The sequence below is a fragment of the Bradyrhizobium sp. WSM2793 genome (genome assembly GCF_000379585.1).
Taxonomy (GTDB): domain Bacteria; phylum Pseudomonadota; class Alphaproteobacteria; order Rhizobiales; family Xanthobacteraceae; genus Bradyrhizobium.
Window position 1 is genome coordinate 676,148 of sequence record NZ_KB902768.1, and the last position, 13,375, is coordinate 689,522.

Consider the following 13,375-nt stretch of genomic DNA (forward strand, 5'->3'; position numbering starts at 1 on the left):
CCGCAGACCAGCGTTCAAGAAGGACGTACCAAGCGGCGCGGGATTATATACCTTATAAAAATCCGCTTGCCAAATTAAATGAATCATATATTAATTGAAGCGAGATAGAAAATCAATGAGCGCGTCATTTTTGGGTCAAATCGTGGGAAAATAGTATTGTATTTCCGTCACTTAAGGTCCGTGCAGTGTTTTCATCAAAAATAATGCGATGGTTAGGGGCCGGTTTGGCCTGGCAAAGAATTAATTCCATCGGGGATTATGCCCTCCGCATGGAAACCCGATTCTGAAGTGAGGGCCGGCAGGAGTACCTAATGCTGGAGCTGCGATCCTTGGCGATCCCTGATGTCAAAGTAGTTCGAACAGATCGGTTTGCCGACGGCCGCGGCTACTTCTGTGAGACCTTCCAGCGATCGGCCTTTGCCGAAAAGGGTATCCTCCACGACTTCCTGCAGGACAATCAGTCCAGCTCAGACCGGATCGGCACGGTACGTGGCCTGCACTTCCAGCGACCGCCCTTCGCCCAGGCGAAACTCATACGGGTGTTGAACGGGGCCATTCTCGATATTGCCGTCGATCTCCGGCGGTCATCGCCCAACTTCGGCAAGCATATCGCCATCCAGCTGGATAGTGAAAGTGGTGAGCAGGTGTTCATTCCGAAGGGGTTCGCGCATGGCTTCTGTACGCTGCAACCCAAGACCGTCGTCTTGTACAAGGTCGACCAGGTCTATGCCCCGAGCCACGACGGCGGCGTCTATTGGGCTGATCCGACGCTAGCGATCAAGTGGCCCGTGACAATCTCTCAGGCTCAGGTGTCACCAAAGGACCAAACCCTTCCTGCGTTCAACCAGCTTGGTTTCGTTTTTGAGTAGTGGAGACGAGTAGAATGCGTATCCTGGTGACCGGCGGAGCGGGCTTTATCGGTTCTGCGGTGTGTCGCCGTCTGGTGCTGCAGACTGGTGCCGCAGTCATCAACATCGACAAGTTGACATACGCAGCCAACCCAGCTGCGCTGGCGAGCATCGAGACGCGGGAATCTTATGCGTTCCTGCAGTCCGACATCTGCGATCGCGAGGTTATGGATCTCGCATTCGCCGATTACGAGCCGGATGCGGTCATACATCTGGCCGCAGAAAGCCACGTCGACCGTTCGATCACCCGGCCCGACGCCTTCGTCAACACCAATATAGTTGGCACCTACACGCTGTTGGAGGCCGCCAGGACCTACTATGAGCACCTGCCGCTTCTGAGACGCAAGAAATTCCGCTTCATCCATGTATCGACGGACGAAGTCTACGGTTCACTAGGGCCCGACGACTTGTTTCGCGAAGACACGCCGTACAGGCCGAGTTCGCCGTATTCGGCCAGCAAGGCCGCCTCGGATCACCTCGCGCTCGCGTGGTTTCGAACCTACGGTCTGCCGGTCATCGTATCGAATTGCTCGAACAATTACGGGCCGTACCAGTTCCCGGAAAAGCTCATCCCGCTGACAATCCTCAATGCGATCGACCGGAAGCCTCTACCAGTCTATGGCGACGGCAGAAATATTCGCGACTGGCTTCACGTCGATGATCATGCCACCGGCTTGATAAGACTGCTCTACGATGGGAAACCGGGCGAGAAGTACAATCTTGGAGGAGACAGCCAGCGATCCAACTTGGAGGTCGTCACCCAGATTTGCGACGTGCTGGATCGATTGTCCCCGGGTGTGGGAGCGAGACGATCTCTGGTTACGTTCGTGCCGGATCGTCCGGGGCACGATGCGCGCTATGCGATCGACGCGTCGAAGGCACATCGCGAACTTGGCTGGGGACCGACGAGAACCTTTGAAGAGGGCTTGGCCGAAACCGTCGGATGGTATCTCAAGAATCGCGCATGGTGGGAGCGTGCTAGCTGCGGTGTCTATGACGGCACGCGTCTGGGTCTCCTGGCTGCCCAACACTGAGGTGAAGATGACAGATCGCCCCATCCTCATTGCCGGACGGAATGGTCAGCTGGCAAGGTGTCTTCTTGATCTCGGTGCAATGCGCGGTCTGCCTGTGGTGGCCCTCGGGCGTCGAGAGCTCGATCTGGAGGACCGCGAGGGGATCGACAAGCTCATCGCGTCGGTCGCGCCGGCTGCGATCATCAATACGGCAGCCTACACCGCGGTAGATCAGGCCGAATCCGAAGCAGCGAAAGCCTTCAGCATCAACCGCGATGGCGCGGCGGCGCTGGCAGATGTCGCGTGGCAGATGAACATTCCACTCATCCATCTCTCGACCGACTATGTGTTCGACGGTGCGAAACCGGATGCCTACGACGAAAGTGACATTCCTGCGCCGTTGAATGTCTACGGTGCGTCGAAGCTCGCCGGCGAGGCTGCTGTTTTGGCCGCACACCCGCTCGCGACCGTGATCAGGAGCTCGTGGATTTACTCTCCCTATGGCAGCAACTTCGTTCGAACGATGCTGCGGCTATGTGAGAGCCAGCCCATTGTGAGGGTTGTTCGGGACCAACATGGAAATCCGACCTGTGCATTCGACCTCGCGGAGGCCGTGCTTCGGATCGCAGAACGGTCAGTAACGGACGATCGCAGGGCGACGGCCGGCATCTTTCACCTTGCTGGCGGAGGCGAGACGAACTGGTACGACTTTGCGCAGGCGATCTTCGACGCGCGCTCCCGTCGCGGAGAGCGGATTCCGGCGCTCGAGGCGATCACGACGGAAGAGTTTCCGACCGCTGCGCGTCGGCCTCGAAACTCGCGCCTCGACTCATCCAAGGCCGAACGCGTGTTCGGGATTCGATTGGCGCCCTGGCGCCATTCGCTCGAAGCCTGTCTCGATCAGTTAGCGGGAGAAGGAGAAACCAATGCTGAAGGGAATCGTGCTGGCTGGCGGCAGCGGAACGCGCCTCTATCCGATCACGCGCGTCGTCAGCAAGCAGTTGCTCCCGATCTATGACAAGCCCATGATCTATTATCCCCTGTCGACGCTGATGTTGGCAGGGATCCGCGAAATTCTGATTATTACCACGCCGTCCGATCGGTGTCAGTTCGAGCGGTTGCTGGGCGACGGGAGCCAATGGGGCATTCGGCTCAGCTACGCCGAACAAGCCCGTCCCGCCGGTCTCGCGGACGCCTTCATCGTCGGTGCCGATTTCATCGGAAACGATCGTGTAGCGATGGTTCTTGGGGACAATATCTTCTTCGGGGATGGCCTGAGTGAACTGCTTGCCAAGGCGGCGGGACGTGAGGAAGGCGCCACGGTTTTCGCTTATCACGTGCGAGACCCAGAACGATATGGCGTGGTCGCGTTTGATGAGGCGGACCGCCCTGTATCGATCGAGGAGAAACCCAAACGACCGCCTTCGAACTGGGCAATTACGGGGCTCTATTTTTTCGACAACCGGGTTGTTCGCTACGCTCGTCGCGTCGAGCCATCGCCCCGCGGAGAGCTCGAGATTACCGATCTTCAGATGCGCTACCTCTCGGCCAACGCGCTGCACGTCGAGCGCATGGGACGGGGGTTTGCCTGGCTGGATACCGGCACGTTCGAGTCTCTCGTCGATGCAGGGATGTTCGTGCAAACCCTAGAAAAGCGGCAGGGAATGAAGATTGCTTGCCTCGAGGAGGTCGCCTTCAGACTTGGCTTCATCAATCGTGATCAGGTGCTCGCGCTCGCGCAGCCGCTGGAGAAGAGCGGTTATGGCAAATATCTGAACGAAATCACTCGGCTGCCGCATTGCGCTTCGCAATAACAGCTCTACCAAGCCGATAATTGTAAATCACCTGAATGATATATGCATTGAATTGACGGACGATTTAAAATAGAATTAAATCGATAGGGTTAGTTTAATTAATCGGTCTAGCCATGCTGGTGCAAAAGGCGAGCGTCTTTGGTCGGGGAGCCCGGGCCGTTTTGCCAGGGGAACTTACCCCCGCCTTTTGGCCAGAATCGGCGTTTTGGAATGCGTTCGATGGCCCCGATCCATCCGTCCTCTGGAGCCAACTGTTTGCTGATCCCTCAGCGAGCGTGGCTTCGCGTCTGCCGCTTCCGGTTAGGGTCGCCGATTTCGCCCGCGCGTCGTCTGGGGCCGGCTCGGGCGATCCGCCAGACTTGCGCGGCGCCTTGCCCAGTCTCTTCCCATCTTTCCAGTCGCGATTGTCTGCTCTGCTGTCTTCGACGTCTTTGACGAGCCGCCATCCGGGCTTGGCCGCGACGATCCCAACTGTGGCAAACGAGCGGACGCCGCCGACATCATCATCGGTGTCGACCCCGAGCACCACACACTGGACCAATTCGAGCGACGGGGTCTGGAATGTCGCTACGAACTGGAGCGCCGGCGTCCCAGGGATCATTGACTCCGCGGTTCTCGATGCGGCGGGAGCGTATGTCGTCACCAGCACTGCCCGTGTTGATATCGGGAGCCTGGTCGTTGATGCAGGCGCGACGCTTTCGATCGGTGGGTCGCCCTTTGTCGTCGAAGGCGATGTACTGAACAACGGGACCGTCGAAGTTGGGGCGTTCCTTGGCAATCGCATTGCTACGGGGGACTTTAAGGGCGACGTCAAAGGCACGGGATCTTTCGAAATTGCAGACAAGGCGATCCTGGAGATCGGAGCTTCGGTTTCGGGGCAGTTCTTGAATGGATCGTTCTCCGGCATAACCGTGTCGTTCGGCACGGAGGCTGGCACGCTGGTCCTCGATCAGTCGGCCAAATTCCACGGGTTGATCGCAGGTTCGTCCCCTGGGGCGCCGCTTTCGCCGGGGAACCTCATCGACCTGAAAGATCTACCCTTCACATCCTCGATGTCGGCAGCCGTCCACTATGACAACAGTTCGAATATTAGCACGGTCGATTTTAGCAACGGTGCCGCAAGTGCCACTTTGCTTTTCTCGGGGATGGACCTGAATTGGAATTTCAAGAGTGACGGGCAGGGGGGCACCCTTGTCTCTGATCCGCCCACAAACTCCATCGTACTGGAAAATCAGAAGCCGGGTACGCCGAAAAGTGTCTGGCAGATCCAGCCGGGAGACAATTCGACTCAGACTCAAGGGTTTACAACAGCAATCAGCACCAATGTTGGGGGGACGGTCCAATTCAAGATCAGCAACCAAACCGGCAACCCGACCTATCGTGTCGATGTGTACCGGCTAGGTTATTACGGTGGCAATGGTGCCAGACTGGTTACGAGCCTACAGCACCAGGCCGCTGCCGCGGTCGTCCAGCCCGCCCCCCTACGTGACCCGTCGACCGGCCTCGTAGATGCCGGCAACTGGAGCGTGACGGACTCCTGGAGCGTGCCGACCGATGCAGTCTCGGGCGTCTACATCGCCAACGTCGTCAACGGCACCCAGATATTTCAGATCCCGTTCATCATAAGAAATGACGCTTCGCACAGCGACATCGTGCTCCAGACAAGCGATCAGGACTGGCAAGCCTACAACGGTTGGGGAGGGGCCAATCTGTATTTCGGCAACGGGCCTGGCGTCAACGGATCAGCCTACGCAGTCAGTTACAATCGACCCCTCGTAACGCGTGATGGCACCGGCACCTTTGCCGAGGGAGGAGACTCCCCGTTCGCGGCGGAGATCGCGGCAATCTATTGGCTGGAGCAGAATGGGTACGATGTCTCCTACATCTCTGGAATCGATGCTGCGACAAACGGCTCGCTATTGCTTAATCACAAATTGTTCATGGATGCGGGGCATGACGAGTATTGGACCGAAGCTCAGCGCGCCAACGTAGAGGCCGCGGCGCATGCTGGCGTGAACCTTGCGTTTCTCGTCGGTAACGAGATTTTTTGGAAAACAAGGTTGGCACCCAGCATCGACGGCAGCGGATCAGCCAACCGCACACTGATTAGCTACAAGGACACGCACGCAAATGCCCTTATTGATCCAACAGGGCAGGCGACCGGCAATTTCGCCGACCCGCGGTTCGGCCCTGCTCTTCCCGCAAATTCCCTGACTGGTACGTTGTTCGCTGTCAACGCGTTCCGGTATGACACGATCACGATACCGTACCCGATGACCCAATTGCGCTTCTGGCGCAATACAGCTGTCGCGCAAACGTCACCCGGGCAGACCGCCTCGCTCGTGCCGGGCCTATTAGGCGTTGAATGGGACATCGCGCCGGATAACGGATTTCGTCCAGCTGGGTTGATCAATGTATCCTCTTCAACAGTGCAGGTGGACGGAAAGTATCTGCTTGATTATGGCAACACCTTCGGTGCAGGCACGGCGACACATAATCTTGTCCTGCATCGAGATCCTATTAGTGGTGCACTGATATTTTCGGCCGGTTCAATCAACTGGTCTTGGGGGCTTGCTAGCGACCACGACGGACCGGCAACTCCGGTAGATCCCAATGTACAGCAGGCGATGGTGAACCTGTTCGCCGACATGGGGGTTCAACCAGCGACGCTGCAAGCGAGCTTGGCGGCCGCGTTCAAATCCACAGACGGTACGGCGCCGACTTCTGGCATCACCAATCTCTCAGCTGCGAGCGTTGCGGAGGGGCAATCGATTACAGTGACGGGGACGGCCGCGGATGCTGGCGGAAAGATTGCCGGCGTTGAAGTCTCCACGAATGGTGGCACAACGTGGCATCCGGCCAACAGCAATGTCGGTGCGGCGAACGTGACGTGGTCATACACGTTCGTCACAACCGGTCAGGGGACATATAGTCTCAAAACCAGGGCGATCGACGACAGCCTGAATCTGGAAACGCCGGGGGCGGGCGTTACCTACACGGTCACGCCGTCATCCAATCTGACGCTCTTCAGTAGTACCGACACGCCTGCGGTGATCTCAAACAGCGATTCCGACTCAGTTGAGCTTGGCGTCAAGTTCATCCCTACCGCGTCTGGCAAGATCACGGGTATCCGTTTCTACAAAGGGCCCCAGAATACCGGCACCCACATTGGTGATCTCTGGACCTCAAACGGCACTCTGCTCGCGAGCGCCACCTTCACTAACGAAACCGCGAGCGGCTGGCAGCAGGTTAATTTCGCGACGCCCGTCAACGTGCAGGCCGGCGTCACGTATGTTGCCTCCTATCACACGAACACTGGCCACTATTCCTCAACCGATTACTACTTCATCGATTATGGGGGCCTTACGAAAGGTGCGCTCACCGCGCCCGGTAGCAGCCTCAACGGCGTCTATGCCTATGGCAGTGGCCCGGTCTTCCCCGGCAACACCTCCTATGTCAAGGCCGCGAATTACTGGGTCGACGTCGTTTTTACCGATTCAGGGACGACGTCGCCGCAAGCCAACGCCGACAGCGGCTTCACGGTTGGCCAAAATGGCGTGCTGAGCATTCCGGCATCGACCCTGCTAGCGAACGACACCAACCCGTCCGGTCTGGCCTTCTCGCTTACCAGCGTCGGCAATCCGGCCAATGGAAGCGTAAGCTACAATTCGCAGAACCAGACCGTGACCTTTACCCCCACCAATGGCTATGCTGGGGCAGCGAGTTTCACCTACACGATCACGGACACGAGCGGCCAAACCGGGTTCGGGCAGGTGTCGCTCAAGGTCAACTATCCGCTCTCTGCGCAGAGCCTGTTCGGCACCAGCGATGCGCCAAGCGTCCCCAATTCCGGTGATACCAGCCCCATCGAAGTCGGGGTCAAGTTTACCGCATCCGTGAACGGGACAATAACAGGGCTGCGCTTCTACAAAGGGTCGTTGAATACGGGCTCCCACATTGCGGATCTCTGGAGTTCGACCGGAACCCTGCTTGCGACTGCCACCTTCACGAACGAGACACCCAGCGGATGGCAGCAGGTCAATTTCTCCAATCCTGTCGCCATCACAGCAGGCACCACTTACGTCGCGTCCTATCACACCAATGGTAATTATTCCGGTACTCAGAACTATTTCGCGACGTCGCTCACCAACGGCCAGTTAACCGCTCCGGCTGGCGCCAATGGCGTCTATAGCTATGGATCCGGAACCGCGTTCCCGACAAATACCTTCAAATCCTCCAACTACTGGGTCGATGTCGTCTTCAACGGCTCCTCCGCTGCCAGCGTGCCGCAAGCAAACGCCGACGGCGGCTTCACCGTTAGCCAAAATGGCGTGCTGAGCATTCCGGCATCGACCCTGCTAGCGAACGACACCAACCCGTCCGGTCTGGCCTTCTCGCTTACCAGCGTCGGCAACCCGGCCAATGGAAGCGTAAGCTACAATTCGCAGAACCAGACCGTGACCTTTACCCCCGCCAATGGCTATGCCGGGGCGGCAAGTTTCACCTACACGATCACGGACACGAGCGGCCAAAGCGGGTCCGGGCAGGTGTCGCTCAAGGTCAACTATCCGGCCTCCGCGCAGAGCCTGTTCGGCACCAATGATGCGCCGAACGTCGCAAATTCCGGCGATACCAGCCCCGTCGAAGTCGGGGTCAAGTTTACCGCATCCGTGAACGGGACAATAACCGGCCTGCGATTCTACAAAGGATCGTTGAATACGGGCTCCCACATTGCGGATCTCTGGAGTTCGACCGGAACCCTGCTTGCAACTGCCACCTTCACGAACGAGACACCCAGCGGGTGGCAGCAAGTCAATTTCGCCAATCCTGTCGCCATCACGGCAGGCACGACCTACGTCGCGTCCTATCACACCAATGGTAATTATTCCGGTACTCAGAATTATTTCGCGACGCCGCTCACCAACGGCCAGTTAACCGCTCCTGCTGGCGCCAACGGCGTCTATAGCTATGGATCGGGAAGCGCGTTCCCGACGAGTACCTTCAGATCCTCCAACTACTGGGTCGATGTCGTCTTCAACGGCTCCTCCGCCGACAACAATAACCCGCCAACCGCGGTTGCTGACACCACGAATGCCACCGAGAAGGGCGGCACGGGCAACAGCACTGGCGGTTCGTCCGCCGTCGGCAACGTGCTGACCAACGATACCGATCCCGATTCCGGTGACACAAAGACCGTCACGGCGGTCAGCTTTGGCTCGACCAACGGGACTGTCAATTCAGCTATCGCGGGCGCGCACGGCGCCCTCTTGCTCGGCGCCTCGGGTGCTTTCACCTACACGGTGAACGAAAACGATACGGCCGTGCAAGCCTTGCGGCAATCGACCAATACGCTGACCGATGTCTTCAGTTATACGATGCGGGACGCCGCGGGCGTTGCATCGTCGAGCACGCTTACTGTCACCATTCATGGCGCCAACGACGCGCCGGTACTGGCGATCCAGACCGGCAACCAGGCCGTGACCGTTGGCTCGGCGTTCTCGCTGACGTTGCCCGCCGGCACCTTCACCGATGTCGATGCCGGCGACTCGCTCACCTACACGGCAACCGCCGCTGACGGCTCGCCGCTTCCGGCCTGGCTCACGTTCAACGCGTCGAGCCGAAGTTTTAGCGGCATGCCAACGTCAGTTGACGTCGGCACGCTCAGCGTCAAGGTCTCTGCGACCGATCTCGGTAGTCTCACCAGCAGTGAGACATTCGATATCGCAGTGTCGGCAGTTCCTTCGACGGTGAGCCTGTTCTCGAGCTCCGATGCCCCGGCGGTGGGGTCGGGTTCGGACACCTCGCAAGTCAACCTCGGAGTGAACTTCTCGTCGTCCGTGACAGGCACGATTTCCGGCATCAAATACTACAAGAGCGCAAATGACCTCGGCACCCATACGGGTTCGTTGTGGAGCAGCACCGGCACGCTGCTGGCAACCGCAATTTTCACCAACGAGAGCAGCAGCGGCTGGCAGTCCGTCACGTTCAGCAATCCCGTGACCATTGCGGCGGGCACCACCTACGTCGCGAGCTTCCACAGCAACGGCCATTATGCTTCCAGTCCCAACTACTTCACGACCGCTCGCACCAACGGCCCGCTCACAGCTCCTGCGAATACCAATGGCGTCTACACCTACGGAACAGCCAATCTGCTCCCGACCAGTACCTATAACGCAACCAACTACTGGGTGGATGTCCTGTTCAAAAGCTCGAGTGGCGGCGCCAACCAGTCACCGGTCGCCGCGAACGACAGCGGCTTCTACGCCACGCAGAACGTCCCCTTCGGAATCCCCAGTTCGGCACTTCTTGCCAACGATACCGATGCCGACGGCGATACGCTCACGATCACAGGCGCGAGCAACGGTGTGAATGGCACCGCCAGCTTCAACGTCCAAAGCAACAGCGTGACCTTCACTCCGACGACTGGCTATACGGGACCGGCTTCCTTCAACTATAGCATCTCCGATGGCCAGGGCGGCATCGCCAGTGCATCCGTCGCTCTCAATGTGACCGCTGCGTCTTCGACAACTGTGCGCCTGTTCAGCGCAAGTCAGGAGCCCAGCATTGTGGCGGCCAATGATCCAAAGTCGGTAGAATTGGGCATCAAATTTCAGACCTCCAGCCCAGGCGATGTCATCGGACTTCGCTTTTACAAGGGGCCTTCCAACACGGGCATCCACGTTGCGGATCTTTGGAGCGGCACCGGGTCTTTGCTGGCAACTGCGACCTTCACCAATGAAACGGCGAACGGCTGGCAGCAGGTCAATTTCGCTACGCCTGTGACTATCATGCCGGGCACTACATACGTCGCCTCCTATCACACTGCCGGCAATTACGCGGCCGATCCAGGCCTGCTCGCCAACGCAATTACCAACGGACCTCTATCAGCGCCATCCTCCGCATCAATCGGCGGCAACGGCGTGTTTGCGTACGGGACAGAAAGCCTGTTTCCGACCAACACCTACAACGCGACGAGCTATGGCGTTGACGTAGTTTTTAGGCCGCAGCTGGCAGCATAGGAGACGTAAAATGCACGCCGAACTTTATACCGACGGAATTGAAGAAATCACCGTCAGTGGCACCATCGTCCGCGTCGATCTGGTCAGTCTTTCACCGACGGAGCGTGACGCAAACAATGTCCCCAAACGAGTGTTTTCTCAGCGGTTGATCTTTTCGGTCGAATCCTTCGCCAATTCGGTCGATGTGATGCAGAAGGCGCTTCAGGGCCTGGTTGACGCCGGCGTGGTCCGGCGGAATCCAGCCGAGTCGCACAATGGTGCCTCGGGGTCACGTGATGCGCTCGCGTCCAACACACGGCCTTTGAATGTCTCTTCAAACTTCCGCTGAAATCGACGACGCTGGCGGCGTGAAGGACCAGGTTGCGGATGCCCCCGGATTGGCAACGCAAACGGCCTTGGAATGCCTGTCCAAGATTTGCGGTCATCATGGCATCGATCTGCCGGTCGAGCGCTTGAAGCACGCTTACGCCGTGGCCGGCCCGCTTTCGTTGAATCTCCTATTGCACATGGCGAAAGATGCAGGCCTACGCGCAAGTGGCACGAAACTGGACTGGGGCGCGCTGATTCGTCTCGGCGAAGCCTATCCGGCGCTGGCTCGACTCGCCAATGGCAACTGGATCGTGGTTCTTGATGCGGGGCGGGGAGCTGAGGGAGAGGAGGTCGTCAGCATCTTCGACCCGCTCGCGGACCGCAAGCACGAGGTCCTGGTTGTCGACCGGGACCGATTCTGTGCCCAATGGGCCGGCGACACGATCCTGATCAAGCGCGAGCAGTTTGCGCAGGATGGTCGGAGGAGTTTCGGCCTCCGGTGGTTCGTACCGGAACTACTTCGTCAATGGCGACTCTTTAGGGACGTCGCGATTGCCGCGGTCCTGCTCTATGCGTTGGGCCTCATCATCCCGATCTTTTTCCAGCTCGTGATCGACAAGGTTCTGGTTCACGAGAGCTTCACCACGCTCTACGTACTCGCTTGCGGTGCGAGCGTAGCGCTCGTCTTTGATGCGATATTCGGCTTCTTGCGGCGCTACTTGCTGCTTTATGCGACCAACAAGGTCGACATTCGAGTTGCCACGAAGACCTTCGGTCATCTCCTCGGGCTGCCGGTCACCTTCTTTGAACACATGGCAGCTGGGATCCTCGTCAAGCACATGCAACAAGCGGCGCGAATCCGTGAGTTTCTGACTGGGCGACTATTCTTGACGACCCTCGACGCGCTCTCGCTATTTGTCTTCCTGCCGGTACTTGCACTCTACAGCGTCAAGCTGACGCTCATGGTTCTGGCCTTCACTGCCGCGAGCGGCGCTGTTGTCGGCCTGCTCATGGGTCCTTTCCGGCGGCGTCTGTACGATCTCTACCAGGCGGAAGGTGCGCGGCAGGCTCTTCTCGTCGAAACAGTTCACGGCATGCGCACGGTGAAGTCGCTTGGGATGGAACCAGTGCAGAGCCGGATCTGGGATAGCCGCTGTGCGCAGTCCGTGGCCATGCGATTCGGCGTCGAGAAAATCTCCGCAGGTGCTCAGGCGCTCACCGGCTTTCTCGAGAAGATCATGACGCTTGGCATTATCGCTGTCGGCGCACTCGATGTCTTCGCCGGGGAAATGACAATCGGCGCGCTGGTCGCTTTCAACATGTTAGCCGGGAGGGTCTCCGGACCGCTGGTCCAGCTCGTGACAATGGTGCACGAGTACCAGGAAGTGGCTCTTGCCGTGAAAATGCTTGGCGAGGTGATGAATCAGAAGCCTGAGCGTGATGGGAGGAAAGATGGGCTTCGGCCCGACCTCGTCGGCAAAATCGAGTTCGAGGGTGTTTCCTTTCGCTACGGAGCTGAGGGAGCGCCGGCGCTTGATGACGTCTCCTTCACCATCGTGCCAGGTTCGATCTTCGGAATCGTGGGCCGCAGCGGCTCCGGCAAGACGACGCTCACAAGGCTGATTTCCGGCATGTATCCGGTGCAGCAGGGGCTGCTGCGCGTCGACGGATATGATTCGAGGGAGCTCGACCTGGCCCACCTGCGCCGAAACCTCGGAATCGTCTTGCAGGATAATTTCCTGTTTCGCGGGACGGTTCGCGACAATATTGCCTGCGCGAAACGCGATGCGACCTTTGCCGAGGTGGTCGCTGCGGCGCAGCTCGCAGGTGCGGACGAGTTCATCGAGCGGTTGCCCCGAGGCTTCGACACCATGCTTGAGGAAGACGCCTCCAACCTGTCCGGCGGACAGAAGCAGCGGCTCGCGATTGCGAGAGCTCTGATCGTCAATCCACGGATCTTGATTTTGGATGAGGCGACGAGTGCCCTCGACTCCGAAAGCGAAATGATCATCAGGCGCAATCTGCGCCGTTTGGCGGCTGGGCGTACCGTCATCATCGTCTCGCATCGGCTGTCGATGCTGACCGAAGCGAGCCAGATTCTGGTGATGGACCGCGGCCGTATCGTGGACGTGGATCGCCACGACCATCTCCTGTCGAAATGCACCATCTACAGGCTTTTGTGGAACCAACAGATGAAGCAGATCGCATGAAGGAGACAAGACAATCACGGGCGGATGCAAAGCCGGACGGTCTGGTTTCGGCCAGAACGATCGAGCGACGGCGAAGGTTCAGGCCAGGGCCGAGGCAAGCAC

Annotated in this window: 7 protein-coding genes; all 7 read left to right on the plus strand. The window is 58.6% G+C overall.

Annotated elements, in window-relative coordinates; all coding sequences use genetic code 11:
* Positions 1 to 311 precede the first annotated feature (311 nt).
* The 7 genes from rfbC to A3AS_RS0103005 all read left to right on the plus strand — a co-directional run bounded on the left by rfbC (position 312) and on the right by A3AS_RS0103005 (position 13,273).
* Positions 312 to 869, plus strand: coding sequence for a dTDP-4-dehydrorhamnose 3,5-epimerase (gene rfbC / locus A3AS_RS0102975; RefSeq protein ID WP_018316118.1), 558 nt, complete (start codon positions 312 to 314; stop codon positions 867 to 869).
* Between the two features lie 14 nt (positions 870 to 883).
* The gene (rfbB, locus tag A3AS_RS0102980) at positions 884 to 1,942 is read left to right on the plus strand and encodes a dTDP-glucose 4,6-dehydratase (RefSeq protein ID WP_018316119.1); all 1,059 of its coding nucleotides are present in this window, start codon (positions 884 to 886) and stop codon (positions 1,940 to 1,942) included.
* Positions 1,943 to 1,949: 7 nt separating this feature from the next.
* Complete coding sequence (gene rfbD / locus A3AS_RS0102985) at positions 1,950 to 2,939, plus strand: dTDP-4-dehydrorhamnose reductase (RefSeq protein WP_049814773.1); 990 nt, start codon at positions 1,950 to 1,952, stop codon at positions 2,937 to 2,939.
* The gene (gene rfbA, locus A3AS_RS0102990; protein WP_018316121.1) at positions 2,848 to 3,735 is read left to right on the plus strand and encodes a glucose-1-phosphate thymidylyltransferase RfbA; all 888 of its coding nucleotides are present in this window, start codon (positions 2,848 to 2,850) and stop codon (positions 3,733 to 3,735) included. Before rfbD ends, rfbA begins: the two co-directional genes overlap by 92 nt.
* Positions 3,736 to 4,886: 1,151 nt before the next feature.
* Positions 4,887 to 10,754 (plus strand): DUF4082 domain-containing protein, encoded by a 5,868-nt coding sequence (locus A3AS_RS0102995; RefSeq protein WP_371260654.1) that lies wholly within the window; start codon positions 4,887 to 4,889, stop codon positions 10,752 to 10,754.
* Between the two features lie 10 nt (positions 10,755 to 10,764).
* Positions 10,765 to 11,082, plus strand: coding sequence for a hypothetical protein (locus A3AS_RS0103000; RefSeq protein WP_018316124.1), 318 nt, complete (start codon positions 10,765 to 10,767; stop codon positions 11,080 to 11,082).
* Complete coding sequence (locus tag A3AS_RS0103005) at positions 11,060 to 13,273, plus strand: peptidase domain-containing ABC transporter (protein ID WP_020508608.1); 2,214 nt, start codon at positions 11,060 to 11,062, stop codon at positions 13,271 to 13,273. The genes A3AS_RS0103000 and A3AS_RS0103005 overlap by 23 nt, the downstream gene beginning before the upstream one ends.
* Positions 13,274 to 13,375 lie beyond the last annotated feature (102 nt).

What these genes read in the sequence shown, in the direction of transcription:
- A3AS_RS0103005 (WP_020508608.1), top strand. Translation starts at nt 11,060, where the DNA reads ATGTCTCTTCAAACTTCCGCTGAAATCGACGACGCTGGCGGCGTGAAG.
- rfbA (WP_018316121.1), top strand. Translation starts at nt 2,848, where the DNA reads ATGCTGAAGGGAATCGTGCTGGCTGGCGGCAGCGGAACGCGCCTCTAT.
- rfbD (WP_049814773.1), top strand. Translation starts at nt 1,950, where the DNA reads ATGACAGATCGCCCCATCCTCATTGCCGGACGGAATGGTCAGCTGGCA.
- A3AS_RS0103000 (WP_018316124.1), top strand. Translation starts at nt 10,765, where the DNA reads ATGCACGCCGAACTTTATACCGACGGAATTGAAGAAATCACCGTCAGT.
- rfbC (WP_018316118.1), top strand. Translation starts at nt 312, where the DNA reads ATGCTGGAGCTGCGATCCTTGGCGATCCCTGATGTCAAAGTAGTTCGA.
- rfbB (WP_018316119.1), top strand. Translation starts at nt 884, where the DNA reads ATGCGTATCCTGGTGACCGGCGGAGCGGGCTTTATCGGTTCTGCGGTG.